This is a genomic window from Cupriavidus lacunae (assembly GCF_003353055.1).
Taxonomy (GTDB): Bacteria; Pseudomonadota; Gammaproteobacteria; order Burkholderiales; family Burkholderiaceae; genus Cupriavidus; species Cupriavidus lacunae.
Map to the genome: position 1 here is coordinate 1 of NZ_QKWJ01000033.1, position 25,454 is coordinate 25,454.

The 25,454-nt window shown below is 66.5% G+C and carries 26 protein-coding genes and 1 pseudogene; 20 read left to right on the plus strand and 7 right to left on the minus strand.

What is annotated here, in order from left to right; genetic code table 11:
* The first annotated feature begins 237 nt into the window (after window positions 1-237).
* Together DN412_RS23300 and DN412_RS23305 are read left to right on the plus strand one after the other, a co-directional pair.
* Window positions 238-615 carry a VOC family protein gene (locus tag DN412_RS23300; protein WP_115213740.1) on the plus strand — a complete coding sequence of 126 codons (378 nt, stop codon included), beginning with the start codon at window positions 238-240 and terminating at the stop codon, window positions 613-615.
* A 398-nt stretch (window positions 616-1,013) separates the two neighbouring features.
* Entirely contained in the window at window positions 1,014-1,388 is a 375-nt protein-coding gene (locus DN412_RS23305) for an NUDIX hydrolase (protein ID WP_115213741.1), read from the plus strand.
* A 434-nt stretch (window positions 1,389-1,822) separates the two neighbouring features.
* Here the strand turns inward: DN412_RS23305 and DN412_RS23310 are convergent, their stop codons facing one another.
* On the minus strand, window positions 1,823-2,230 hold the full coding sequence (locus tag DN412_RS23310; RefSeq protein WP_115213742.1) for a PPC domain-containing DNA-binding protein: 408 nt from the start codon (window positions 2,228-2,230) through the stop codon (window positions 1,823-1,825).
* Between the two features lie 585 nt (window positions 2,231-2,815).
* Here DN412_RS23310 and DN412_RS45525 point away from each other — a divergent pair.
* On the plus strand, window positions 2,816-3,226 hold the full coding sequence (locus DN412_RS45525) for a septal ring lytic transglycosylase RlpA family protein (RefSeq protein ID WP_279635230.1): 411 nt from the start codon (window positions 2,816-2,818) through the stop codon (window positions 3,224-3,226).
* A 94-nt stretch (window positions 3,227-3,320) separates the two neighbouring features.
* On the opposite strand, the gene DN412_RS23320 is transcribed toward DN412_RS45525, so the two are convergent.
* From DN412_RS23320 to DN412_RS23330, 3 genes are all read right to left on the minus strand, one after another.
* Entirely contained in the window at window positions 3,321-3,512 is a 192-nt protein-coding gene (locus DN412_RS23320) for a hypothetical protein (protein ID WP_115213744.1), read from the minus strand.
* Window positions 3,513-3,616: 104 nt separating this feature from the next.
* Entirely contained in the window at window positions 3,617-5,002 is a 1,386-nt protein-coding gene (locus DN412_RS23325; protein ID WP_115213745.1) for an FAD-binding oxidoreductase, read from the minus strand.
* A 121-nt stretch (window positions 5,003-5,123) separates the two neighbouring features.
* Window positions 5,124-8,384 (minus strand): ATP-binding protein, encoded by a 3,261-nt coding sequence (locus DN412_RS23330; RefSeq protein WP_115213746.1) that lies wholly within the window; start codon window positions 8,382-8,384, stop codon window positions 5,124-5,126.
* On the opposite strand from DN412_RS23330, the gene DN412_RS44090 reads away from it, so the two are divergent.
* The 11 genes and pseudogenes from DN412_RS44090 to DN412_RS23385 all read left to right on the plus strand — a co-directional run bounded on the left by DN412_RS44090 (window position 8,383) and on the right by DN412_RS23385 (window position 17,200).
* A complete protein-coding gene (locus DN412_RS44090) occupies window positions 8,383-8,868 on the plus strand; it encodes a hypothetical protein (protein ID WP_161564034.1) in 486 nt (161 codons plus the stop codon). The genes DN412_RS23330 and DN412_RS44090 overlap by 2 nt on opposite strands.
* Window positions 8,869-8,928: 60 nt before the next feature.
* Window positions 8,929-9,597 carry a DUF2076 domain-containing protein gene (locus DN412_RS23340; RefSeq protein ID WP_115213747.1) on the plus strand — a complete coding sequence of 223 codons (669 nt, stop codon included), beginning with the start codon at window positions 8,929-8,931 and terminating at the stop codon, window positions 9,595-9,597.
* A gap of 27 nt (window positions 9,598-9,624) precedes the next feature.
* A pseudogene (locus DN412_RS23345) lies at window positions 9,625-9,864 on the plus strand (coniferyl aldehyde dehydrogenase); the annotation flags it as partial.
* A 283-nt stretch (window positions 9,865-10,147) separates the two neighbouring features.
* Window positions 10,148-11,362, plus strand: a complete 1,215-nt coding sequence (locus DN412_RS23350) for an amine dehydrogenase large subunit (protein WP_244222758.1) — start codon at window positions 10,148-10,150, stop codon at window positions 11,360-11,362.
* Window positions 11,359-11,916, plus strand: coding sequence for a MauE/DoxX family redox-associated membrane protein (locus DN412_RS23355; protein WP_115213749.1), 558 nt, complete (start codon window positions 11,359-11,361; stop codon window positions 11,914-11,916). Before DN412_RS23350 ends, DN412_RS23355 begins: the two co-directional genes overlap by 4 nt.
* Before the next feature lie 32 nt (window positions 11,917-11,948).
* Entirely contained in the window at window positions 11,949-12,536 is a 588-nt protein-coding gene (gene mauD / locus DN412_RS23360) for a methylamine dehydrogenase accessory protein MauD (protein WP_115213750.1), read from the plus strand.
* A 19-nt stretch (window positions 12,537-12,555) separates the two neighbouring features.
* Complete coding sequence (locus DN412_RS23365) at window positions 12,556-13,071, plus strand: methylamine dehydrogenase light chain (protein ID WP_115213751.1); 516 nt, start codon at window positions 12,556-12,558, stop codon at window positions 13,069-13,071.
* A complete protein-coding gene (locus tag DN412_RS23370; protein WP_115213752.1) occupies window positions 13,068-13,526 on the plus strand; it encodes a c-type cytochrome in 459 nt (152 codons plus the stop codon). The genes DN412_RS23365 and DN412_RS23370 overlap by 4 nt, the downstream gene beginning before the upstream one ends.
* Before the next feature lies 1 nt (window position 13,527).
* On the plus strand, window positions 13,528-13,956 hold the full coding sequence (locus DN412_RS23375; protein ID WP_115213753.1) for a c-type cytochrome: 429 nt from the start codon (window positions 13,528-13,530) through the stop codon (window positions 13,954-13,956).
* Between the two features lie 45 nt (window positions 13,957-14,001).
* On the plus strand, window positions 14,002-15,501 hold the full coding sequence (locus DN412_RS23380; protein WP_115213754.1) for an aldehyde dehydrogenase family protein: 1,500 nt from the start codon (window positions 14,002-14,004) through the stop codon (window positions 15,499-15,501).
* Window positions 15,502-15,757: 256 nt separating this feature from the next.
* A complete protein-coding gene (locus tag DN412_RS23385) occupies window positions 15,758-17,200 on the plus strand; it encodes an amidase (protein WP_244222764.1) in 1,443 nt (480 codons plus the stop codon).
* 18 nt (window positions 17,201-17,218) lie between these two features.
* On the opposite strand, the gene DN412_RS23390 is transcribed toward DN412_RS23385, so the two are convergent.
* Window positions 17,219-18,223: a helix-turn-helix domain-containing protein gene (locus DN412_RS23390; protein ID WP_115213810.1), complete on the minus strand. Its 1,005-nt coding sequence runs from the start codon at window positions 18,221-18,223 to the stop codon at window positions 17,219-17,221.
* A gap of 265 nt (window positions 18,224-18,488) precedes the next feature.
* Between DN412_RS23390 and DN412_RS23395 the strand changes: the two genes are divergently transcribed.
* Window positions 18,489-19,415 carry a LysR family transcriptional regulator gene (locus DN412_RS23395; RefSeq protein WP_115213755.1) on the plus strand — a complete coding sequence of 309 codons (927 nt, stop codon included), beginning with the start codon at window positions 18,489-18,491 and terminating at the stop codon, window positions 19,413-19,415.
* 2 nt (window positions 19,416-19,417) lie between these two features.
* Here DN412_RS23395 and madM read toward each other — a convergent pair whose 3' ends face one another.
* Window positions 19,418-20,194, minus strand: coding sequence for a malonate transporter subunit MadM (gene madM / locus DN412_RS23400; protein WP_208647644.1), 777 nt, complete (start codon window positions 20,192-20,194; stop codon window positions 19,418-19,420).
* Window positions 20,195-20,204: 10 nt separating this feature from the next.
* A complete protein-coding gene (gene madL / locus DN412_RS23405; RefSeq protein ID WP_115213756.1) occupies window positions 20,205-20,630 on the minus strand; it encodes a malonate transporter subunit MadL in 426 nt (141 codons plus the stop codon).
* Window positions 20,631-20,913: 283 nt separating this feature from the next.
* Here madL and mdcA point away from each other — a divergent pair, with 283 nt between their 5' ends.
* The 5 genes from mdcA to mdcE are packed head-to-tail and all read left to right on the plus strand — an operon-like array spanning window position 20,914 to window position 25,451.
* The gene (mdcA, locus tag DN412_RS23410) at window positions 20,914-22,572 is read left to right on the plus strand and encodes a malonate decarboxylase subunit alpha (protein WP_115213757.1); all 1,659 of its coding nucleotides are present in this window, start codon (window positions 20,914-20,916) and stop codon (window positions 22,570-22,572) included.
* Entirely contained in the window at window positions 22,572-23,468 is an 897-nt protein-coding gene (locus DN412_RS23415; protein ID WP_115213758.1) for a triphosphoribosyl-dephospho-CoA synthase, read from the plus strand. Before mdcA ends, DN412_RS23415 begins: the two co-directional genes overlap by 1 nt.
* A complete protein-coding gene (locus DN412_RS23420; protein WP_115213759.1) occupies window positions 23,468-23,788 on the plus strand; it encodes a malonate decarboxylase subunit delta in 321 nt (106 codons plus the stop codon). The genes DN412_RS23415 and DN412_RS23420 overlap by 1 nt, the downstream gene beginning before the upstream one ends.
* On the plus strand, window positions 23,785-24,633 hold the full coding sequence (locus DN412_RS23425) for a biotin-independent malonate decarboxylase subunit beta (protein ID WP_115213760.1): 849 nt from the start codon (window positions 23,785-23,787) through the stop codon (window positions 24,631-24,633). Before DN412_RS23420 ends, DN412_RS23425 begins: the two co-directional genes overlap by 4 nt.
* Window positions 24,630-25,451 carry a biotin-independent malonate decarboxylase subunit gamma gene (gene mdcE, locus DN412_RS23430; RefSeq protein ID WP_115213761.1) on the plus strand — a complete coding sequence of 274 codons (822 nt, stop codon included), beginning with the start codon at window positions 24,630-24,632 and terminating at the stop codon, window positions 25,449-25,451. Before DN412_RS23425 ends, mdcE begins: the two co-directional genes overlap by 4 nt.
* Window positions 25,452-25,454: the final 3 nt, after the last annotated feature.

Genomic DNA, 25,454 nt, shown 5'->3' on the forward strand with positions numbered 1-25,454 from the left:
GGACCGAAGGCGCCCAAGAAGAAGGGCTATGTTGCCGGATGCGTGGCACGACGGCATGTATCTACCGCCCGTGTCATCAAGGCTGGACGTGTCGTTTGATCACCTTGAAAGGGGTGGCTCTTAAAGGGGACAGGTCCCTTTGTGGACCGGAAGGCATGAATATTCCGACTCTCGCTCCGGATGCCGTCGCGAACGGCGAGCGAGCCATCAAAGCACTTGCACGATGAGGGGAAAGGTATGCTTGACCACATAATCCTGACCGTCAGCGATATCGAGCGCTCGCTGGGTTTCTACGAAGCTGCCTTGAAGCCTATAGGGATCAAGTTTTTCCTGCCGTACAAAGGGGAGAACGGGCATCCTGACCTGTGGGGTTTCGGCGATGGCGAGAAGGCCTTCTTCTGGCTGAAGCAGGGGAATCCGAATCCCGAAGCTATTCACTGGGGCTTTGTGGCGCATAGCAATGCCAAGGTCGACGAATTCCACGACGCCGCAATCACCGCTGGTGGACGGGAGCACATCCCGCCTCGCGCGCGGCTTGAATACTATCCCGGGTACTACGCGGCGGATGTATTCGATCCGGACGGATACTCGTTCGAAGTCGTACACAAGAGCTAGGGGTTTGGCGCTTGGCGAATTGCGAGTCGCCACGCCAGCCCAATCTTGCTCCAAGGCTGAAGACCCCAGACGGCGGGGGAGCTTGTCCAGAAGCGTGAGTGGGAGTCTTGATGCTGCCGGGGCTGTGTGAAATAACCGCAGCTTCGGCTGCGGTTTTCATTTAGGGGCTGGTACAGGGTTGGTTGGTCTGCTGCCTGGACTGACGCATATCGGCGCCACTAGAGCATCGTCGATTTGGCGGCTGAAATCGGTCGAGGAACTGCCGGCGGACGTGGCCAGGCGTGCGTGATCTTCCCGATTCGAGCACGGAACAATTCTGTCCTGCCTGCTCGTGTCTGCGCCGCCGCGGCCTCGCGTGTAAGATCAGCGCCAAATTCTGACTTTACCCCACTCGACTGATGAAGACGAAGATAAGGGCCACCGTGGTTTGCGCACGCGGCGACCGCGTACTGCTGGTTTCCAAGGACGGCAGCCGGTGGGCGCTGCCTGGCGGGCGCCCGAGCAAGGACGAGACATTTGCTGATGCCGCAGGACGGGAACTTCTAGAGGAAACCACCTTGCTGGCCCGAGGGCTCGGCTTTCTGTTCCAAGCCATAGGCGCAACGACCGTGCACCATGTCTTCGTCGCCAATATTGGGAAATCTGCCGCGGCAAAGCCGAGCAAGGAAATCGCACGCTGCCAGTGGTTCTCTCAAGCGGAGCTGGGGGAGATTGTCATCAGCCCCACGACGCGCCAGATCATTGAAAGCTTCTGGCTGGCACGCCAGCGCTAAGTTGCGTGTCTTCTCCGGCGGTTAAGTCGGGCAAGCAGGCAACAGGTGGTACGACGATTGCTTGGTCAGTTGCCATAGCGGGGCTAAGCTCCAATCGTGAGCAACCTGGTCAGGGGGAAGCAAATGAAACCTGTTGTTCATCACTTTCATTCCCATGCGCCGCACCACGGGTGCTAAATACTACCTTGCCTTCGCTGGGGCCATGCTGGTGGTTAGCGCTACCTACGTGATAATCACCCTCTTTCGCCAAGTCGTATGAACAGCATGTGCTGGCGTCTTGGGTGCAGTTCAAAAAAGAGCCGCTCCGCCACGCTTAACCAGCGCTGAATGACGGCTTCTCGGTGCGCATCGGACTCTCATTTCAAGTCTGGTGGATGACCGAGACGGGTCGAAAGGCCTCATTCATCCACGCTGCCCGGGTGTATGCGTCGAGGCTACTCCGGGGGCGGTTCATTTCGTATCACCAGTTCCATGAACCCTGAACTTAGGTCGTACTCCCGGGAGAAACGATGTTCGGGAAGAAGCGCCAGCAATATCTCCGCAGTTGTACGGACCGTGCAACCGCGTGCCACATGACCACCGAACACTCGGCCGCGCGGGTCGGCAACCGACATGTGCAGGTGCGCTCCATCAGATGATATGGACCCGGCGAGCGTCAGTATTTCCAGATTGTCACGTAACTCGGTAGGATCCTCGTCCCCGGCAAATCGCAATTGGGCAACGCTGAGGCTCCCGATGCCCTGAATTACGAAGGCCGCACGCAACCTGAGCCGACGCAGCGCGTCTTCGAGTGCCACACGCAGATCGTCGCCGGGAGAGAGGCGCAAAGGATGTGCTTGCATCGCGCGGTTCCAGGTTGGGGGCTCCGTGACAGGTTAGGGCAAATTGAGATCGATCGCAATTGAGCACCAGCTTTCTCGCATAACAGGCGTCGCAGGGGCGACAATCGGGCAACTGAGGAGGTTCGGCATCGGGCCGGGTCCGGCCATGAGCGGCTGTGGATTCAACCGTTCACGAACACTGCAGCGTCGACATCCAAATGACTCTTCGGACCAACAAGCAGTCATTCGATTCGAGCGCAAAGACGTCACAGTGCAAGCATTGACATGAGGTCACGTGTAATCCAAGAGCCGGGCAACGAACTGCCGCGCCGGAACGGAATCATGGCGCTGGCTGCCTGCAGGCTTTCCACAATGCGGGAATAGAGTGGTCAACTCAACGGCGTCGCGTCAAATGCTCCGGGCAACATGCGAAACCTTTGGGCCACATTCGACCGATAGTCCAGAAACCACCCTGTCGTTGGGTCGGACCTTCAGGGACGTCGCTTGTCACCTAAAATATTGTCAAGGTGTTACGTAGCCCGGTCACGCCGCCAACGTGAACCTTTGGACCGTTAGAACCACGTCTCAATAACTGACGGGTGCTCTATGGTGCTATCACTTCGCTATTTGGGAGTCTTGGGAATCTGCGCTTTGTTCACTGCTTGCGGACAGATTCCGTCCAGGCATGCTGCGTGCAGCGCTGATTCCTGTCGCCCTCGGCACGAGCACGAGAGGTTGCAATCCGGCGAGGCGTCATGGTATTCGGCAGCGCTCCAGGGGCATCTGACCGCAAACGGAGAACGCTACGATGGCGGGGCCTTGACTGCTGCCCATCGAACATTACCGCTCGGCAGCTATGTGCGCGTCAGATCGTTGGCTACCGGAAAGTCGGTTGTCGTTCGCATCAACGATCGCGGACCATACGTCAAAGGCCGGATTATCGATCTCTCTCACGCTGCGGCGGAAGCCTTGGGTTTGCCAGACGCGCGGTCGATGCGCGTGCAGATTGAACGTTGATCGTCTGCTTTGGGCCGTTATATGCCTACGCATAGAGCTTCAGTGACAACCCACGAGCGTCGCCGTCATCGGGCCATAGCGGCGAGTGCCAGGCCTATCGAAACAGATAGAGCGAAAACTGCCCACCGTTGATCGGGAAAGCTGCGCCAGCCATTTCACCCAGCGCTTCCATTGCCCCCGCCCCACCCATCGATATGCCGCCGGCACAGTCCACGCTCCTCCCGGCGTCAGTGCAGGCAGTGAAAAGCACCAGGGCTGCGAACCCGGCGCAAACCAGTTTGCTCATGACTTTCTCCTCGCGATTCCGGCAGGCAAGGGGCGTGGGAGTCGCCGGGAATCAGGGCGGCGAGTCCCACGATGTTTTCAGCAGTCGCAACCTTCGGTCCACCCTCAGGCGGGCCTGATGTTCTGGTTCACGCGGAACAGGTTTGCAGGGTCGTACTTGCGCTTGATCTCCGCCAGTCGCGCATAGTTGTCGCGATAGGCAGCCTTCACGTTGTCGTTGCCTTCGTCCATCATCATGTTGATGTAGCCGCCGCCAGCCGAGTGCGGATGCAGCGCCAGCCAGTAGTCCTTGGCCCACTGCACGATGCGGTCGTTGTTGGCCGGGTCGGGATCGACGCCGACAATCACGCTGGCGAAGCTCGCATCGCGGTAGCTGAACGCGGTGTCATTGGGGCCCGCGCGATGCGCCGCGCCGTTGATGGGATACAGGTGCATGGTCGAGTGCATGGACGGCAACTGGTGCCCATACTTGATGTGCAGGTCGATGGCCTTGTCGCTCAGGTCGCTCACGAAGTCGGCTTTCCAGTACCACTGCAGGCCAGGCGGATACAGCGCGTCGAACAGGCTCTGCAAGACCGGCCAGGGAATGGGGCCGGCAAAGTCCACCGCTGGCGGCATGGCGTCGCGAATCGGCTTGAAGCGCGCCTCGGCCTGATCGAGTGGACCCGTGTAGCACCACACCACGGCGCACATCTTCTGCAGGTGGACAGACTCGGGGAACGGCGGCCCGGGCGGCACCGTCACAAAGCCGAACCAGCCATTGATGTCCTGCGGCGCAGTCAGGATGAAATCGCGCCACCACTTCATCAACTCGCGCGCCTGGTCCATCGGCCACAGCATCGGGCCGCCGTAGACCGTGCCGACCGGATGGGCCTTGAACTCGAATGAGGTGACCACGCCGAAGTTGCCGCCACCGCCGCGCAGCGCCCAGAACAGGTCCGCGTTCTCGTCGCTGCTGGCATTGACCAGTCGCCCGTCGGCCAGAACGACCTCGGCGCTGAGCAGGTTATCGATCGTCAGGCCGTAGGCGCGGCTAAGGTAGCCAATGCCGCCGCCAAGCGTCAGCCCACCCACGCCCGTGGTCGAGATGAAACCGCTCGGCGTCGCCAGTCCATAGGCGCTGGCGGCGTGGTCCACATCGCCCCAGGTGCAGCCGCCACCAACCCGAATGGTGCTGCGCTTCGGATCCACAAACACGCCTTTCATCGGCGACAGGTCGACCACCAGTCCGCCATCGCATGTGCCGAGCCCCGCGCCATTGTGCGCACCGCCACGTACGGCCAGCAGCATTGCGCTGTCTCGCGCGGCGTTCACCGCCGCAATGACGTCCGCGACATCCGTGCAGCGCGCGATCAGTGCCGGGCGCTTGTCAATCATGCCGTTGTACACCGCGCGTGCCTGGTCATAGGCCGCATCGCCAGGCTGAATCAATTGCCCCCGAAAATGCGGCTTCAGCGCGGTGGCGACGGTTTCACTCAGAGCACCTTCCATGGTTGCCTCCTGTCCGGTTGGTATGCAGGAGTTTTAGCAACCTCGGCGTTTGAAGGGCGTTAGGCGCGGCGTTATATGCGCCAATCTCCGACGCGGCTGGCCCGGAGCGGCCAAGCCATGACTAACGCGCCAGTAACGCGCGCGCCCGGACGATGTCGGGCTGGTCGAACCCTTCGGCGAATCGGGCGAGCGGCGGCTCGACCACCCGGCGCGCACCGATGCCCTCCCGTGGCTCGCGCAACGCCGCCAGCGACAGCGCGGCGCGCAGCTCGAGGGGGCGAGCCCGTTGGGCGGCAGCGATCTCGATCGCCTTGATCAGCGACGATTCGGCTTCGGCCAGGTTGGCGCTGCGGTGCAACAACAATTCGCCGCGCAGGCGATAGAGCTCCGCGTCCAGCCAGTGCTCGCCAGTGTGCTCGGCATGTTGGAGCGCCTGATCCAGCGCCGCAAGCGCGGCCTCGGTCTCGCCCACGTCGCCCAGGCATTCCGCCAGCATGCCGAGATACAGCGGCAGCCGCAGGCGCGCGCCGGTGGCATGAAAGCCCTCGATCGCCACCTGCATTGCCGCCACGGCGTCGGCGCCGGGCGACTGCTTTGCATTGGCCCAGGCGAGCAGCACGTCAGCCCAGGCAAGGTAGTAGCCGACGTGGTACCGATCGGCGATCGAACGTGCCTGTCGGGCGTAGTGAAGCGTGAGACCGTGCTCCCGGCGCAGGGCATGCTGCGTTGCAAGATAAGACAGCGCCAGCGCCTGGGAGAACGGGTGTGCCAGGCGGTTTGCCACCTCCAGCGCTTCGCGTCCACGCCGGAGGGCCTGATCGGCGAACCCGGTGAACCAGAATGCATGGGCCGACCACGCCGAGGCCAGCACGCCGAAGTTTCCGCCCATCAACGACACATGCTCGGCGTGCTGGGTTTCGTCATAAGCGCCGAGCGCGCGTTGATACGCCGGCTCCGCCGCCACCCAGTCACCCTGCTGGACCAGGCTCCCCATGATGTTGGTCCATGCCATCGACGCGTATGTACCCGACCCGGAAGTGCCCAATCCCGCGATGAGCTCCTCGCTCAGGCTCCGCGCCTGGGCAAGCTCCGCACTGACGACAAGAAAGAAGGCAAGGCTGAGCTGGGCGCGCGCCTGCTGACCGAAGTCGCCCGCGTGTCTGCTGAGTTCAACGGCGCGCCGCAGGGGCGTGTCGAGCTCCGGTGCCGCCCACCCACGGGAAATGCGAATCGGCGGCGCAAGGTCGAGTTGCAATGCCAGCGACTGCCGGGCGCGCTCTTGCGGATCGACGATCTGACCGGCTTGCGCCAGCCCGCGCTGCAGCAGGGCGATGGCATCGTCATAGGCGTACAAACTCTGCGCAACGCCGGCCGCGCGCCGATAGAACGCGGCTGAATCGGTTGGCAGGCCCGCCTGTTCGTAGTGCGCGGCAATCTGCGCGCTGGCAGCGTCGAGATCATCGTCCGGCGCCTGTTCAAGCGCGCGTGCCACGCGTTGATGCAGGCGGCGGCGTTGCAGCGGACTGACCTCGGCGTACGCCACGTCCCGGATCTTGTCGTGGCTGAAGTCAAAGGCAATGCCCCCGCTGTCTGGCTGGCGCACGATGCCTCGTTGCCAGAGTTCGTCCAGCGCATTCGTGAGGGCGTCCTCGCGCACGTCGCTCGCCTGGGCCAGCACATCGGCGGTGAATGCCCGCCCGATGATCGCCGCGACGCCGACGATATCGCGCGCGGCAGGCGACAGTTGCGCAAGACGGTTCGAGATCACCGTATACACCTTGGGTGGCAACTTCGGGACCGTGCCGTGCGGCGTGCCGCCGGCCGTCGCGGTGTCGGACCGGGCGCGCATCATCTCGACCGTGAACAGGGGATTGCCTTCGCTCTCCTCGAATAGCCGGGTTGCCTCCGCGTCGGCCAGCGGCCGATTGATGATCTGCGCCGCGATCTTCGCGGTTTCGGCGGCATCCAGCGCGCCCAGCAAGATCTCAGTGAGCTGGTCGTCGCGCCGCAAGGCGTCAAGCAGCCGGCTTACGGCATGCAAGGGCGTGATGTCTTCATGCCGCGCCGTGGCGACCACGAGGAGCTTCGCGCTCACGTCGAAGCGCATCAGGAAGCGTAGCCATTCAAGCGTCTCCGCGTCGCACCATTGCAAATCGTCGAGCAACAGCAGCAGCGGCCCGTCTGTCGCCAGCACGGCGCGCGCCAGCGCTTCGAAGAACCGCTGGCGCTGCCAGTATTCCGTGAGTGGGGAGGGCGGAGGCAGGCCGGGTTGTTGCGTCAGCAGCTCTGGCAACAGGCGCGCGACTTCGGTCAGCCACAGTCTGTCGAGTCCGCTCATCGCTTGGTGCAAGGCGGGGCTGCGCAGCCAGCCGGTGACCGGCGCAAACGCGACCTGCCCCTCGGCCGCATACGCGCGCGAGTGCGTCGTGGTGAAGCCTTGCCCGGAAAGGTGCACGAGCAATTCCTCCGCCAGGCGCGACTTGCCAATGCCCGCCTCGCCCGAAATCAGGGCGAACTGCTTGTCGCCAAGCTGACTACGCTGCCACACTTCGAGAAGCCGCCGCCATTCGTCGTGGCGTCCGATCATTGACAGCATGGGGTCCCGTGGGCGTCGACGCTGTGTTGGCGCAGCCTGGGCAGCAAGGCGCGCATAGGCCTCGCGCAAGGCTTCACCAGGCACGATGCCCAGCTCGCGCGCGAAAATTTCAACGCAGTTGCGATAGGCACGCAGCGCGGATGCATGATCGTGATTCAGGGCATGCAGGCGCATCAACGCCATATAGGTGGGCTCGCGCAATGGGTCGAGTCGCTGCAACTGCTGCGCGTGTTTCAACGCCTTTGCGTAGTCACGTCTGTCCTCGCTCAACTGGCTGAGCCGCACGAGCGCCGCGATGCACGCTTCGCGCAACTGATCGCGCTGCGGGGCGATCCATTCATCGTAACAACTGGCTAGCAGGTCGCCCCGATACAGCTCCGCGGCGTGCGTCAGGAGCTGTTCCTCGGTGGCCGCGTCGTTGTTGCTTGCGGCCCGCGCCGCGGTGGCCAGGGCCGACTTAAACTGCGCGACATCGAGATCAAATGCGGAATCGGGCAACCATCGCACCATTTGCGCGTCGGCGTGGACGAAACTGGCTGCGTGCGGCCATGACTTGCGTAGATGAAACAGGAGCTGGCGCAAGGCGTTGCGTGCCTGCGCTTGCGTGGAATCGGGCCAGAACAGGAAAGCAAGTTGCTGGCGCGACTGCGGCACGTCCCGATGCAAAATCAGATAGGCAAGCAGCGCCTGTAAGCGGGGAGAATTCGCGTCAGGCATCGGCGCGTCGGCGCCGTCGAGATGGAACTCGCCGAACAGGCGGACAGAGTAGCGAGCTTCAGGCGCCATGCTGGTCACCGGCGATCCAGGCGACTTCAGCGGCGTCGTGGAGGCCGGCCCACCCGTCCTGGTACGCTGGGCTGCCGATGGCGGTGCGGCCGCACAATTGGTCGCTGACGACGAACTTGGACAAATGGAGGCGGCGCGCGGCCTCGCTGATCGCGCCAGCTTCCACAACGGCGACGAAGCCGGCCATGCCTTCGAGCCTGAGCATTGTTCGGATCATCCGGATGGCAGTTTTGCGTTCTTCAGTCTAGTGCGAACTACGCTCGCCGCCGAAGCTTGTCGCACCGGGACGCGGAACCGCACGATGGCTTCGCGGCGTCAAAAGTGCGTTAAGCACCTCAATTTTCACGCGGTATGCGCGCTGCGTCATGGGATCAGCCTCGACGCTTTCGTCGAGATGTCACGACGGCGCGACATGCGGTCTCAGGAAGAGTTGGAGGGAAGCGGCCAAAAGCCGCTTGCCGCGCGCAGATGTCCCTGCCTTTAAGTCTCCCTTAAGTCTTTCCGCATACAGTGACGGCGTACCAACAACCGGGATAGAGACGCCATGACCCCGCAGGATACGCAAGCACTCGAAGTCTTCCTGACTCAGCTGACCCAGGCCCGCGCCAGCGCGAAGGACCCGCAGGCGGAGGCACTCATCGCCCAGGCGGTCGCGATACAGCCGGACGCCGCCTATTTGCTGGTCCAGCGAGCCATGCTGCTCGACCAGGCCTTATCGACGGCAAAGGCGCAGATCGCTGCATTGCAGGGCCAGTTGCAGGCTGCGCAGGCCAACAGCTCCCGCAGCTTCATCGATCAGCAGAATGCGTGGGGCGCCAGTGCGAATCCTGCTGCCGCGACGCCCGTGCCTGCACCCGCCCAGACCGTGTCCCCCCCGCTGCAGTCCGCCCCGCCGCAGTCGCCCCGGCCGGGCTTCCTGAGCGGCGGGTTCGGCAGCACGCTGGGCAGTATCGCAACGACGGCCGCCGGCGTAGCCGGCGGTGCCTTCCTGTTCCAGGGTATCGAGAACCTGTTCGGCCACAGCAGCAAGAACGGGTTCCTGGGGCAGTCCGGCATGAACACGCCGGGAACGGAAACGAACGTCGTCAACAACTACTACGGGAACGATGGACAGGCATCGGTCGCTGCGCGCGATTGGGAATCAGATAGCGGCAATCTCGATGCAGGCCTGAGCGACGACGGCTTCCTGGACGACGATTCGACCTTGATCTAGCGTCATCGCGCAGCCCGCCTGGCACGCCGGGTGCTGGAGCAAACAGTCTCCGGCGGCGTCACGATCAACGACTGCATCTGGCGCTTCGGCCAGGAGTCGCAGCCCTTTGGCGGCGTGGGCGCCTATCACGGCGAATGGGGGTTCCGAGCCTTCAGCAAGGAGAAGCCGGTCTTTCTGCAAGCGCCGGTGAATGGCATCGGCTTGCTGCACCCACCCTATGGCAAGACGTTCGAACGGATGGTCCGCCTGCTCAGGGCAATCACCTGAGGGCAACGTCCCTGCGCGGGCCGGGCTGGACTGCACTGCCGCTGAGTGCCCACTGTTGCCAAAAACGGATATCCGCGCTGGTACGTGCCAGCCCCGCAAAAGGGCCGCCCGCACGACTGCCCGGCCCCTCCCCGCGTGTCCTCGCCCGATGCCCCGCCGCAAGGCCGGCCCAAAGGCCTTGCAGTTAGTACATTCCCCGGTGTGGCGATTGCCGATTCCGGCTAACGCCCCGCTCGATCCGCTTCATAGACTGCCTCCATTCCGGTATCGACAGGAGACAGTCGTGAAGCACACAAGCAGGAGGGCAAGACGCGCCGTCAGTACGCCGCGGCTTGCCAGTTCCGCCACCCCCGCCACCCTGGCCGCCTTGCTTGGCTTATCGCTGGCTATGGCCGCGAGTGCCGCAAGCGCCGCAGACCTGCCGCCGGAAACGCTCACCATGGCGAAGCTGGCGCCGGCCGACGAGAACCGCCTCTATATCTCCGACGTAGCCTTCCACCACATGGTCGACGGCCGCCTGCACGTTGTGGACGGCAAGCAGATGAAGTACCTGGGGCTGGTGCCGACCGGCTTCGGCGGGCAGTCGCTGCTGTCGCCGGACAAGCGCACCATTTACGTGGTCTCGACCTTCTACCCGCGCCTGTCGCGCGGCGAGCGCACCGACGTGGTCAGCCTGTACGATGCCGACACGCTGGCCTACCGCAGCGAGATCGTGATTCCGCCGCGCCACGCGCAGTCGTTGAATTACCGCGGCATCATCGCCACCTCGGCGGACGGTCGCTTCCTGTATGTGCAGAACGCCACGCCGGCCACCTCGGTCAGCATCGTCGACCTGAAGGAAAACAAGCTCGCTTCCGAGGTGCAGACGCCGGGTTGCTGGGGCATCTTTGCCAGCGCGGCTTCCAGCCAGCGCTTCCAGACCCTGTGCAGCGACGGCGCCATGCTGACCGTCGCGCATGATGTCAACGGGCAGCCTGCCGGCCAGAAGCGCAGCGCACGCATGTTCGATCCGCAGGAGGATCCGGTCTTCCTGCATTCGGAGCGCATCGGCAACACGCTCTACTTCGTCTCCTTCAACGGCAACGTCTACACCGCCGACCTGTCGGGCGAAACCCCGTCCTTCGGCAAGCCCTGGCCCATTGTCAGCGCCGCCGACGCCAAGGCCGGGTGGAAGCCGGGTGGCTACCAGCTGTTCGCGCTGCACGCCGCGACGCAACGGCTCTACGTCGGCATGCATCCGAAGAGCCGCGAAGGCTCGCACAAGACCCCCGCGGCCGAGATCTGGACCATCGACCTGGCCAGCCGCACGCGCGTGGCGCGCGCGCCGGGACAGAACGCGCTGGCGCTGACCATCACGCAAGGCGCCAGCCCTACGCTGTATGCGCTCGATGCCGCCAAGGCCGGCGTGGTCGCGCTCGATCCCGCCAGCCGCCTGAAGCCGGTGGCGCGGGTGGATGGCGTCAGCGAGAACGCGGTGCAGGTGGAGGCCCACCAATGAACGCCGCCACGCTGATCGCCGACCCCGTGGTCACCGCCGCCTGCAGCGCGGCCGCGGCGCTGGTGCTGCTGCTGTCGGTGCTGCCCAAGCTGCGCGAGTTCGAGCGCTTCCACGCTGCCCTCGATGCGTACCGGTTGCTGCCCGCCGCGTGGAGCCGTGCCGCGGCGGTGGCCTTCGTCGCAGCCGAAGCCGGAGCCGCGCTGCTGCTGGTTGCACGACCGCTGCAGGCGACATCCGCCATCGCCGGCCTTGCCGTCGTGGGGCTTGCCACCGTTGCGGTGTGCATCAACCTGGCACGCGGCCGGCGCGATATCCGCTGCGGCTGCGGCAGCGATGCCGACAGCATGCCGCTGTCCGCTGGCCTGGTGATGCGCAATATCGCATTGCTCGCCGTGCTGGCCACGGCGGCGGCATCCGCCGCGACCGCACCGGTACGCGCGCTGGCGCCGCTCGACTTTGCCTGCGCCGGCTTCTGCGCGCTGGCCCTGCTGCTGATGTGGCTCGCGGCCACGCAACTGCTGGCCAACGCGGGACGCGCCCGTGCCCGCGCCTGAACACCCTTTCCTTTCTTCTGACCGAGACCGTCATGACTGCTCTTGTGATTGCCAATATCGTGCTCTGGATCGCCGTGCTCGCGCTCCTGCTTGGCCTGTACGCTCTGGCCCGCCAGGTCGGCATCCTTTATGAACGCGTGGCCCCGATGGGCGCGCTGGTGATCGACGCCGGCCCGCGCGTCGGCCAGCCGTTGCAGCCCTTCGCGCTGCAGGACATACGCGGCGGCGATATCGCCGTGGGCGGCCAGCAGGCTGGCGCCACGCTGCTGTTCTTCCTGTCGCCCACCTGCCCCGTCTGCAAGAAGCTGATCCCGGTGCTGAAGTCGATCCGCGACAGCGAGCGTAGCTGGCTGCGCATCGTGCTGGCCTCGGACGGCGAGCAGCCCGAACACCTCGCCTTCCTGCGCCAGGCCGGCCTGGGCGAGTTCGAGTACGTGCTGTCGAAAGAGCTCGGCATGCACCTGCAGATCGGCAAGCTGCCTTATGGCGTGCTGCTCGACCAGCAAGGCACGCTGCGCGCCAAGGGCCTGGTCAATTCGCGCGAGCAGCTGGAAAGCCTGTTCACCGCCATGGAGCTGAACGTGGCCTCGGTGCAGCAGTTCCTGGAAACCCACGCCTGAGCGCACGGAGGACAACGTTATGTGGTTCGACAACCTCTTCGAGCGCCAGACGCGCCGGGCCGCGCAGCGCGTCGGCCGCCGCAGCGTACTGGCCACGCTGGGCAAGGCAATGGTAGGCGGCCTGGCGCTGCCGGTGCTGCCCTTCGACCGCAGCGCGCATGCCGCGGCCGCGCACGGCGCGCGCACCGGCAAGCCGGCTGATGAAACCTCTTGCGACTACTGGAAGTACTGCGCGGTCGACGGCTTCCTGTGCTCGTGCTGCGGCGGCAGTTCCACCACCTGCCCACCCGGCACCGAGCCGTCGAAAGTGTCGTGGGTCGGCACCTGCCGCAACCCCGCGGACGGCAAGGACTACATGGTCAGCTACAACGACTGCTGCGGCAAAACCACCTGCGGCCGCTGCGAATGCAACACCAACGAGCGCGAGCGCCCGGGCTACAAGCTGGGCGTCCATAACGACGTCAACTGGTGCATGAGCAACAGCAGCACCATGTTTCACTGCACCACCTCGATCATTCTCGGAGTCCAGGAATGAAGCGCCTCTGTTTCCTCGCCGCCAGCGCGGCGCTGCTGGGCACCCTGCCCGCCACTGCCGCCGACCTCGCGGCGCAGGGCAAGGACCTGTTCGCCGCCAACTGCGCGGCTTGCCACAACACGGATGCCTCCGGCATCGCCGGGGTCGCGCCGCCGCTGGCCAATGCGCTGCGCGAGCGGCTGGGCTCGTCCGCCGGCCAGGCCTACCTGGCCAATGTGCTGGTGCACGGGCTGGCCGGCCCGATCGAATCGCAGGGCCAGTCCTTCAATGGCGTCATGCCGCCCTTTGCCGCGCTGCCGGACGCCTCGCTGCTGGCGGTCGTGGCGTGGCTCAGCACGCAGAACGGCCAGGCGGCCTCGGCCATCGGCGCCGATGTGCTCGCCAGGGCCCGTGCCGAACGCAAGACGCCCGGTGCCGTGCGCAAGCTGCGCGAGCAGCCGGCCGAGGCGCGCTGACATGGACCGCGCCGCACTGCGCCGGGCGCTGGCCGGCCTCGCCGCCTGCGTGGCTGGCTGCCTGGCCGCCAGCGGCGCACACGCCGAAGGCAGGCTGCAGCGCGGCCAGGCCAGCTACATGCTGCATTGCTCCGGCTGCCACCTGCCCGACGCCTCCGGCAAACCCGCGGCCGGCATTCCCGACATGCGCCTCACCATACCGCAGCTGCTGCGCACGCCCGCGGGCCGCGCGTTCCTGGTGCAGGTGCCGGGCACATCCGGATCGGCCCTGACCGACGCGCAGATCGCCGAGCTGATGAACTGGATGCTGCCCGCGCTGACCGGCCAGCGCGACGTTGCCCCGTACACGACGCAGGAAGTGACCCGCTACCGCAATGACCGGCTCGACGACGTGGCCGCGCACCGCGCCGCCATCCTGTCGGGCCGCTGAACCGACATCCTGACACACCGACAAATCGACAAATCGAGGAGACCCATGGACACCCGCACCGACCTGCTTTTGCCTGCCACCCGCGCCTTCCTGCAACGCCCCAAACGCATGCTGATCGACGGCCAGTGGCCGACCGCCGCCGACGGCGCCGTCTTTGTCACCGAAGACCCCGCCGCGGAGACTGCACTGGCCGAGGTACCCGCCGGCCAGGCCGCCGATGTCGACGCCGCGGTACAGGCGGCACGCCGCGCCTTCGAGCACGGCGCCTGGGCCGCGATGCGCCCGTCCGACCGCGAGCGCCTGCTGTTGCGCCTGGCCGACCTGGTCGAGGCCAACGCCGATGAGCTGGCCCAGATCGAGGCACTCGACAACGGCAAGCCTGCCACCATGGCGCGTGCGGTCGACGTGGCCGGCGCGGCCGGCTTCCTGCGCTATATGGCCGGCTGGGCCACCAAGCTGCATGGCGAGAGCCTGGACGTATCGGTGCCGCTGGTGCGCGAGCGCGAGTTCGTGGCATTTACGCGGCAAGAGGCGGTGGGCGTGGTCGGCGCCATCATCCCGTGGAATTTCCCGCTGCTGATGGCGGCATGGAAGCTGGGGCCGGCGCTGGCCTGCGGCTGCACGGTGGTGCTCAAGCCGGCCGAGGAAACGCCGCTGTCGGCGCTGCGCCTGGGCGAGCTGGTCATGGAAGCCGGCTACCCGGCCGGCGTGGTCAATATCGTCACCGGCGACGGCGCGCATTGCGGCGCGGCGCTGGCCGCGCATCCGGGCGTGGACAAGATCGCCTTCACCGGCTCCACCGAGGTCGGCAAGCTGGTCGGCGGCGCGGCCATGCAGCGGCTGGCGCGGGTGACGCTGGAGCTGGGCGGCAAATCGCCGGTGATCATGCTCGACGACATGTCGCCCGCGGCGGCGGCAGCCGGCGCCGCGCAGGCGATCTTCTTCAACCAGGGCCAGGTGTGCACGGCAGGCTCGCGGCTGTACCTGCCGCGCAAGCATTTCGATGCCACGGTCGAGGCGCTCGCGGGCATCGCCAACGGCTTGCGGCTCGGCGCCGGCATCGAGCCGGACACGACCATGGGACCGCTGGTCTCGGCGCGCCAGCGCCAGCGCGTTGCGCACTATGTGCAGGCAGGCGTACAGGACGGCGCCCAACTGATCTGCGGCGGCCCGGCCGAGATGCCGCGCGGGCATTTCTTCCGTCCGACGGTGCTGGCCAGGGCGCCCGAGACCGCCAGCGTGGTGCAGGAAGAGATCTTCGGGCCGGTGGTGGTCGCGCTGCCCTACGATGAGATCGATGAGGTGGTCGGCCGCGCCAACGGCACGCTGTTCGGGCTGGCGGCGTCGGTGTGGTCGAACGACCTGTCGCGGGTACACCGGCTGGCGCCGCGCATCAAGGCCGGCACGGTCTGGGTCAACTGCCATAACCTGCTCGACAACGCCATGCCGTTCGGCGGCTTCAAGCAGTCGGGGCTCGGCCGCGAGATGGGCCGGGCGGTGTTCGACCACTATACCGAGACCAAGTCGGTGATGATCGCTGTCTGAGCGCAGCGCATCCCTTGTTCCGACGAGAGCGACCATGAAGACGAATCCCTCCATCCCCGCCACCGCCCCCACGGCCCCCCTGCCGCAGCCCGCCCGCCGCCAGTGGCTGGGCCGGCTGGCCGGCGCGGCACTGACCACGGCTGCCGCCGGCTCCGCCGCTTCCGCCATCTCGCGCCCGGCCGCAGCCGCGCCCGCCAGCGCGGGCGGCAATCCTGCCGGCCGCGCTGCCGACGGCGCGCCGGACCCGATCGTGATGATGCCGGCCTGGCAGTTGTCGCGCGAGATCCATGCCCGCCGGGTCTCGTGCCGGGAGGTCATGACGGCCTACCTGGCCCATATCGAGCGCGTCAATCCCGCCACCAACGCCATCGTCGCGCTGCGCGAACGCGACGTGCTGCTGCAGGAAGCCGCCGCCGCCGACCAGGCACTCGCCGGCGGCAGGTCGGCCGGCTGGATGCACGGCATGCCGCAGGCGCCCAAGGACCTGGCGCTGACGCGCGGCATCCGCACCACCTTCGGCTCGCCGATCTTCAAGGACAACGTGCCGACCACCGACGCCATCATCGTCGAACGCGCGCGCAAGGCCGGCGCCATCCTGATCGGCAAGACCAATACGCCGGAGTTCGGGCTCGGCTCCCAGACCTTCAATCCGGTCTACGGCGCCACCCGCAACCCCTACGACACCACTCGCTGCGCCGGCGGCAGCAGCGGCGGCGCGGCCGCGGCGCTGGCGATGCGCATGCTGCCGGTGGCCGACGGCAGCGATTTCGGCGGCTCGCTGCGCAACCCGGCCGGCTATTGCAACGTGTATGGCTTCCGCCCGTCGATGGGCCGCGTGCCCTACGGTCCCACGCCCGAGGTCTTCATGCAGCAACTGGGCTACGAGGGCCCGATGGGCCGCACCGTGGCCGACGTCGCGCTGCTGCTGGCCACGCAGGCGGGCCCCGACCCGCGCACGCCGCTGGCGCTGGAGCGCGACGCGGTGCTGGCCGGGCTCACGCCGGACAACGTGATGGCAGCGCTTGCCGCCAACCTGAAGGGCAAGCGCGTGGCGTGGCTCGGCAACTGGGACGGCTACCTGTCAATGGAAGATGGCATCCTGCCGCTGTGCGAGCAGGCGCTGCAGGCATTCCCGGCCTTCGGCGTGTCGGTCGAGGCGATCAAGCCGCCGTTCGCACCGGAGCGCCTGTGGAAGACCTGGCTGGTGCACCGCCACTTCCTGGTCGGCAACGGCATGCTGCCCTTCTACCGCGACCCGGCCAAGCGCGCGCTGCTCAAGCCCGAGGCGGTGTGGGAAATCGAAGGCGCGCTCAAGCTCAGCGCCAGCGACATCTACGCCGCCAGCGCGGACCGCAGCGCCTGGGCGCAGGCACTGCAGCAGGTCTTTGCCAACCATGACTTCATCGCGGTGCCGACCGCGCAGGTGTTCCCGTTCGACGTGCGCGAGCCGTGGCCCAAGGCCATCGCCGGCAGGCAGATGGATACCTATCACCGCTGGATGGAAGTGGTGTTCCCGTGGACGTTGTCGGGCTGCCCGGTCATCAGCGTGCCGGTGGGCTTCAGCCGCGACGGGCTGCCGATGGGCATGCAACTGGTCGGCCGTCCGCATGACGACCTTGGCGTGCTGCGCCTGGCGCGTGCCTACGAGCAGGAACGCGACTGGGTGGGCCGCCACCTGCCGCGCGCGATGATGGCTTAGTTGCCTGTCAGCCGGCGGTTAGCCGCTATTGCGGCGCCGTGCCAGGGTCTGCGACGGCAGTTCGCCGAAGAAGACACGGTACTGCGCCGCGAAGCGCGGCAGGTGATAAAAACCGAAGCGCGCCGCCACGGTCCCGACCGGCTCCACCGGGCCGGCGCGCAGCGCCTGGCGCACGCCGTTCATGCGCACCGCGCGCACGAAATCCAGCGGCGCCAGCCCGGTGACTTCGTTGAAGCTGTACTGCAGCGTGCGGCGCGATACGCCCAACTGCTCGCACAGGGCCAGGATGCTCCAGCCGTGGTCGGGCGTGGCGCGCACCAGCGCATAGGCGTCGGCCACCAGCTGACGACGGGCGCCGGCGGTGGGCAACGGCTCGCGCAACCGGTCGCCGTCATCGATCAGCGCGGTCGCGGCGGCCAGCAGCAAGGCGTCGCGAATCGCGCCTTCCACAAAGCGGTTGCTGAACACTTCAGCGTCGATCGCCGCGGTGGCCAGCACCGACAGCAGCGCGGCGCGCAATTCGTTGCCGACTGTCGGCCGCAGCTGGCGCACCCTGGCCATGGCGTCGAGCGGGCGCGGCCCGCCGGCGGCCAGCGTCACGGCGCGTTCCAGCGCCGGCAGCGGCATGGTCAGTCCGGTCAGGTCCAGTTCGCGCGGGGTGCGCATCGCCAGTGCCTGGCCGTTGCCCGCGCACAGCAGCGAGTGGCCGTGCATGCGATAGCCGTGGAACCAGCCGTCATCGCACTGCATGTGTGGCAGCGCCAGCGAGACATAGCCGCGCGCCGCCTCACCCTCCTCGAGCAGTGCCTGCGTGGTCTGTTCGCGGAACACGTGGACATCGCCGTAGGTCACCTGCGAGACCTCGGCGCGGAACACGCCCGGCGTCAGTTGCTGGTAGCGCTGCTGCCAGCCGTTGAGCTCGGCCGCCGCGGCCTGTGCCTCGTCGGCAATGACATGGCGCAGCACGCGCGGCGCGGATGCGTTGGCGGGCTGGTCGGCGGGAGGTGGTCTGTTTGAATGCATGAGGGGGCGCTTGACTTGTGCGCCGCGCATCACCCCGCAAAAGACGCAGATGATTTTTTCGGGGTCTGCACCCCTTGTGGCGTCCTGTCGGCGGCATGCGCGGCGGATCAGTTTAGCGAACAGCGCGTGCCCCGCGGAAGCGGGAGAACCCTGAGCGGGCCTCACCTACGTATAACGTTGCGGACTTTCCCAGGCAGTTCGGCTATCACGACCATCCCTCGCGCGTTGTGCGATCATCTGTGCCTGAATCCACCCCTGCCACGCCATGCCAGACCGCATCAGCGAAGACATCACGTTCCGGAAGCTGGAGGCGCTCCTCGCCTTCATGGACACAGGCAATCTTGCAAAGGCGGCCGAGGCGCTGGATGTCAGCACGGTCAGCGTGCACCGGGCCCTCCACTCCCTTGAGGAAGGTCTGCGTTGTGCTCTGTTCCGGCATGAAGGCCGCAACCTGCTGCCGACCGAAGCGGCGCAGGTGCTGGCCGACGTTGCGCGCGAGGTGCTGAAGACCATGTCCGACGGCATCCGCATGACCCGCGAGGCGGCAGGCTATTCGGCGGATCAGCTCAAGATCGGTTCGCTCTACTCACTGACCATCCGAACCGTGCCGCAGGTAGTCATCGGCATCAAGGTGCGACGGCCGAGCCTGCAGACTGAGCTTGTGCTGGGTTCCAATGCAGATCTACTTGACAAGCTTCGGCAAGGCACCATCGATGCGACGCTGATGGGATTGCCGGAGCCCAGCGCGGACATCGAGTCGATACCGATGTTCGAGGACGACATCTTCTTTGCCGCGCCAGAGAATTCGCACTACGCCCGCCTGGACGCTGTGGACCTGCGCCTTTGCCGGGACGAGCCTTTCGTCTCGCTCGGCGACGGCTTCGTGACATCCAGCGGTTTCGCGGAGGCATTCCGGATTGCCGATTTCACGCCGAACGTGGTGATGAAGGTGGGCGATATCTTCTCGCTGATGAACCTCGTTGGCGGCGGCATCGGCTACTCGCTGCTTCCGGGCCGGGTGCGCGACGTGTTCGCCAGCAATGTCGCCTTCATCCCGTTGACGCCCGAGTATGGCTTGAAGCAGACCATCGGGCTCAGTTTCCTGCGGCGGCGCGAGCGCGATCCCAACCTGCTCGCGCTCGCCGCCGTCTGCCGCATGCTCACCCCGGCCGCCAGCGGCAAGGGGTGCTGAACTCAGCCGACCAGTGCCTTGGTGGCCAGGTACAGGACGGATGGCCCCAACAGGCAACCCAGGCCAGTGTGGAACGTAGCCACCAGGGCGCCGTAGGGCACGAGCCGCCGGTCAGTTGCGGCCAGCCCCGCCGACACGCCGCTCACCGTGCCCGCCAGGCCGCCGAAGACCATCGCCGCCCTCGGATTGTTCAGGCCCAGGAAGCCGGCCGCAAAGGGTGTGCCAACCATCACGATGATCGCTTTGACCAGGCCCGTCGCAATAGACAGGGCGATCACGTCGGAACTGGCGCCCAGCGCCGCGCCGGTCACCGGGCCGACGATATAGGTCACGGCACCCGCGCCGATGGTGGTCATGCTGACGGCATCGCTGTAGCCGAAGGCGCGTGCGACGATTGCCCCGACTGCAAAGGGAATCACCGTGCCAAGCAGCAGCGACACGGCGCCGACCAAACCCGCCTTGCGTGCTTCCCTGACCTGAACCTCGAAGGCCGTCGCCACGATGGCGAAGTCACGCAGCATGGCACCGCCCATCAGGCCGATGCCGGAGAAGAGCGCGAAGTCGGCGAGTCCTTTTTCCTTGCCAGTGACCACGCCGCCGTAGTAGGCCAGCCCGAGGCCGATCACGATGGCAATGGCCGAGGCATGCACGCGCCCGGCGGTCAGCCGCCGCGACAACTGCGACGAAATCCACATCACGATGCCGACGGTGGCGAAGGCGGTGACCAGGCCGTTGTGCAGCAGCACGTTCTGGAGCATTTGCGTCAGTGAGATTGTCATGGCCGTCTCCTCAGCGCGTGGCCGTTACGCGGGCGGTGCCAGAGCCACCCTGCCCATCGGCAGGCAATGGCGGCAGCGGCTCATGCTCACCGGTGCGGCTCAGCACAGCGATGCAGCAGGCGCACGCCAGCACAGCCAGCACGGCGGCGAGCAGCGCAACGGGGCCGCCACGCAAGGCCGCGACGACGTTTTGCTGTGCCGCCATCGCCACCACGACGGGAATGTACATCGCGCCCCAGAAGCCGACGCCAGCCTCGGTCTCCTTGGGCAGCAGGTCATGGTCATGCAGATAGAGCCGGATGGTAATCAGCAGCAGCATGGCGATGCCCACGCCCCCGACATTAGCCTTGACGCCAATTGCGGCGCCGAGCAAGTCCCCGAGGAACAAGCCAATCAGATGGCAGAGCGCCAGTAATGCAGTTCCATAAATGATCATCGATGTGTCTCCTGTGCGGCTCACAGCATCCCGCCCCGGGGGCATTGCAAGCAGCCTGCTTTCTTTCGTTGATGCCCGTGCCCAACTGCCGCACGGCATGAGCGGACTCTAGGAGAGCCCTACGTCCGCATCAATCAACTGCAATGGGAGATCGTTACGCTCAGGTTAATCGTGGACGGATAATCATTTAGCTTCGGCGTAACGATCCGACACCGGGGTTCATTGTTCGGCTGTGCCTGCGGCTCTATCTTTCCTGCATCGATCGCAGCACACCGGAGACGCAATGCCCAAACCCATACCGGAACGACAGTGGGACACCCGTCGCGCCGAAAAGCGGCGCCGCCAAGCACTCGGCGCCAGGATCGCCACCGGCAAGGTGATCCCGACGGCGGACATCGTGCCCTTTCTCGAAACCATCACCGCTCCCGGCGACCGCGTGGTGCTCGAGGGAAACAACCAGAAGCAGGCCGATTTCCTGTCCCGCGCACTGGCCGACGCCGACCCTGCCCGCGTCCACGATCTGCACATGATCATCCCAAGCGTGAGCCGCGTGGAGCACCTGGACCTGTTCGAACGCGGCATCGCCCGCAAACTGGACTTCGCTTACGCCGGCACGCAGAGCGTGCGGATCTCGCAGTTCCTGGAGGACGGGCAGCTGGAGGTGGGCGCGATCCACACCTATATCGAGCTCTATGCACGGCTGTATGTGGACCTGACGCCGCAGATCGTGCTGGTTGCGGGCTACAAGGCGGATCGCGACGGCAATCTCTATACCGGTGCCAGTACCGAAGACACGCCGGCACTGGTCGAGGCCGCCGCCTTCCGCGACGGTATCGTCATTGCGCAAGTCAACGAGATCGTCGACGACGCGGCCGGCCTGCCCCGTGTCGACATACCCGGCTCGTGGATCGATTATGTGGTGCAGTCGGACAAGCCCTTCTTCTGCGAACCGCTGTTCACGCGTGACCCGCGCCTGATCAAACCCGTTCACATCCTGATGGCGATGATGGCCATCCGTGGCATCTACGAGCGCCACCAGGTGCAATCGCTGAACCACGGCATCGGCTTCAACACCGCGGCCATCGAGCTGATCTTGCCCACCTATGGCGAATCGCTTGGCCTGAAGGGAAAGATCTGCAAGTACTGGACGCTGAACCCACATCCGACGTTGATTCCCGCCATCGAATCCGGCTGGGTCGAAAGCGTGCACAGCTTTGGCAGCGAACTGGGCATGGAGGACTATGTGGCGGCCCGTCCCGACATCTTCTTTACGGGGGCCGATGGCGCCATGCGCTCCAACCGCGCCTTCTGCCAGCTTGCGGGACAGTACGCGGTGGACCTGTTCATCGGTTCGACCCTGCAGATCGACGGTGATGGTCATTCCTCCACCGTCACCCGCGGACGCCTGTCCGGCTTCGGCGGGGCCCCGAACATGGGTCACAACCCGGGCGGCAGGCGCCATGCCACACCGGCGTGGCTGGACCTGATCGAGACCGATGACCCGCTCGCGCGCGGTCGCAAGCTGGTGGTGCAGATGGTGGAGACCTTCCAGGCGGGAGGCAAGCCCACCTTCGTTGAATCGATGGACGCGGTGCAGGTCGCCAGGGACAGCGGCATGCCGCTCGCGCCGGTCATGATCTACGGCGACGACGTGACCCACGTGCTGACCGAGGAAGGCATTGCCTACCTCTATAAGGCGCGCTCGCTGGAGGAACGCCGCGCGATGATCGCCGCCGTGGCCGGCGTCACGCCGATCGGCATGCGCCACGACCCCGCGACCACGCGGCGGATGCGCAGCGACGGCCTGATTGCCCTGCCCGAGGATCTCGGCGTGCATCGCGCCGATGCCACGCGCTCGCTGCTGGCGGCAAAGAGCATGGCCGATCTGGTCGAGTGGTCTGGCGGGCTGTACGCACCGCCGGCACGCTTCAGGAGCTGGTAATGGCGATCCCTGCAAACCTTGCACGGGCAGCGGCCACACAGGCCATACCGGCTGCCGCCAGTGCCATCGGCGGCCTGGCCGTCGACGTGCTGGTCGACGAAGCCTCGCTGACACCCAAGCCAGGTCTTGTCGATGCACGCGGCAGCGGCGCGCACAAGGACATGTCGCTTGGCCTGATGATCGATTCCGCGCGCAGCCTGCGCGGGCCCTTCGCAGCCATGGCGCTGGCCGGCCAGCGTGCCGCGCACATCGACCATGACTTGCGCGAGCGCCTGGGCGCGCTCGGGCGCGAGGCCGAAGCATCCATGCTGCGCACCACCGGTGGCGTCAACACGCACCGGGGCGCAATCTGGTGTCTCGGATTGCTGGCGGGTGCGGCCGGGTGGCTGGGCAAGGCCGTCGACGCCACCAGCGTCGCATCGGCGGCCGGCGCCATCGCGCGGCTGCCGGACCGGCATCGTCCCGCTCATACCGGCAACAAGGGCGAACTGGCGTGCAGCGCATACGGCGTAGGCGGTGCGCGGGCGCAGGCCGAGGCTGGCTTCCCGCATGTCGTCGGTGTCGGCCTGCCGGCGCTGCAAGCGAGCCGGGCCCGCGGCGATGCGGAAGCCAGTGCACGGGTCAACGCCCTGCTCGCCATCATGGCGCGGCTTGACGATACCTGTGTGCTGGTGCGCGCCGGCCGCGAAGGACTGGCCGGTATGCAAACTGGTGCAGCGGCGGTGCTCAAAGCCGGCGGTGTTGGCACGCTGCCTGGCCGTCGCCGGCTGCGCGAGCTGGAGACAGCGATGCGGGCGTGTAACGCATCGCCCGGCGGGGCGGCAGACCTGCTGGCCGCAACCTTATTCCTCGACCGGCTGCCTGCCGCCCATCACGATCAGCAAGGAGAGCCATGATGGAACAGTTCCGTTTTGAATACGAGGCCGGCGCACCGGCCCGCCGGCGCGTGCTGGTGGGCGTGGTCGGCTCCGGCGACCTGGAAGTGATGATCGAACCCGGCGAGCCCGGCAGGACCACGATCCATGTGACGACGTCGGTAGACGGCTACGGGCGCGTCTGGGATGCGCAGCTCAACCGCGTGTTCAGCGCCGAGCCGCGCGCCGCGATGCGCATCCGCATCCACGACTTCGGCGCCACCCCCGGGGTGGTCGGCATGCGGCTGGCCGAGGCCTTCGAAGCCCTGGACGATGCCGCAGACGGCAAGGAGGATGCATGAACCGCGCCGCGTTGCTGGCTCGCGAGAGCTTCGTCGAACTGGGTGCGCGCGCGCGTGCGCGCGCACTGCTGGACACCGGTACCTTCCGCGAGCTGGCCGGGCCGTTCGACGGCCTGACGTCGCCCTGGCTCGAACGCCAGGGCGTGGTGCCACAGGGCGACGACGGTGTCATCGTGGCCAAAGGCTTGATTGACGGACATCCCGCCGTGGTGCTTGCCATTGAAGGCGCGTTCCAGGGCGGCAGCCTGGGCGAAGTGGGCGGCGCGAAGATCGCCGGCGCGCTGGAGCTGGCCGCCGAGGACAACCGGCAGGGCATCCCGACGCGCGCCGTCATCCTGTTCGAGACAGGTGGCGTGCGGCTGCAGGAAGCCAATCTCGGGCTGGCGGCAATCGCGGAGATCCACGCGGCGATTGTGGACCTGCGCCGCTACCAGCCCGTGATCGGCGTGATCGCCGGGCAGGTGGGCTGCTTCGGCGGCATGTCGATCGCCGCCGGCCTGTGCAGCGCGCTCGTGGTCACGCGCGAGGCCCGGCTGGGCCTGAATGGGCCGGCGGTGATCGAGCAGGAGGCCGGCATTGCCGAATACGATTCACGCGACCGCCCCCTCATCTGGAGCTTTACCGGCGGCGAGCAACGGCTTGCCACCGGGCTGGCGGACCGCTTTGTCGACGATGACAGCGCCGCGATCCGCGCCACGGTAGCCGCGCTTGTCGCGCAGCCGCCGGCAGCGGTTCATCGCAGCGACCGGCACGAAGACTACCTGCGGCGGCTCGGCGCCTATGACCCCGCCGCCCAGGCGGAGCCAGCCACCGTGCGCCAACTCTACGCGGGAGATCAGCAATGAATGACGAAGCAAGAACGCCCGGCCGGGGCGAAGCCTGGCTCGCCGGCCTTGGCGGCAATGCGCCGCGGCTGCCTGGCTATCCGCCCTCGGTCCAGGTTGCCGACGTCGAAACCGACGGCCGCCGCGCCCGGCTGATCGCGGTCGTTCCCGACGCCGCCAGTCCGTTCCCACGCGCACGCCACGGCGAGGTCGGCCTGCTGGAGGGCTGGTCGCTGGCCCGTGCCGTGCAGGACGCTATCGCCGCCGACCGCGATGCACCGGTCAAGCGGGCGATCATCGCCATCGTCGATACACCCAGCCAGGCCTATGGCCGGCGCGAAGAAGCATTCGGCATACACCAGGCGCTCGCCAGCGCGGCGGGGGCTTATGCCACGGCACGTCTGGAAGGACACCCGGTCATCGCGCTGTTGGTCGGCAAGGCGATGTCCGGCGCGTTCCTCGCCCACGGCTATCAGGCGAACCGGATCGTGGCGCTTGACGACACCGGCGTGCAGGTCCACGCGATGGGCAAGGACGCTGCCGCCCGCATCACGATGCGCAGTGTGGAAGACCTTGAGGCCTTCGCCGCAACCGTGCCGCCGATGGCCTACGACATCGGCGCCTACGCGACGCTCGGCCTGCTCTGGCGCACCGTGCGGGTGTCGAATCCGTCGGCGCCGGACGCCGCCGATCTCGGCATCGTGAGAAGCGCGCTGGCGGATGCCCTGGCCGATATCGAGGGCGATCCGCACCGCAACCTGCGTAGCCGCCTGGGGGGCGAGAACCGCGGCGCCACGCGCCGTGTGCGGGAAGTGCTGACCCGCCAATGGCGGGGTTGATAC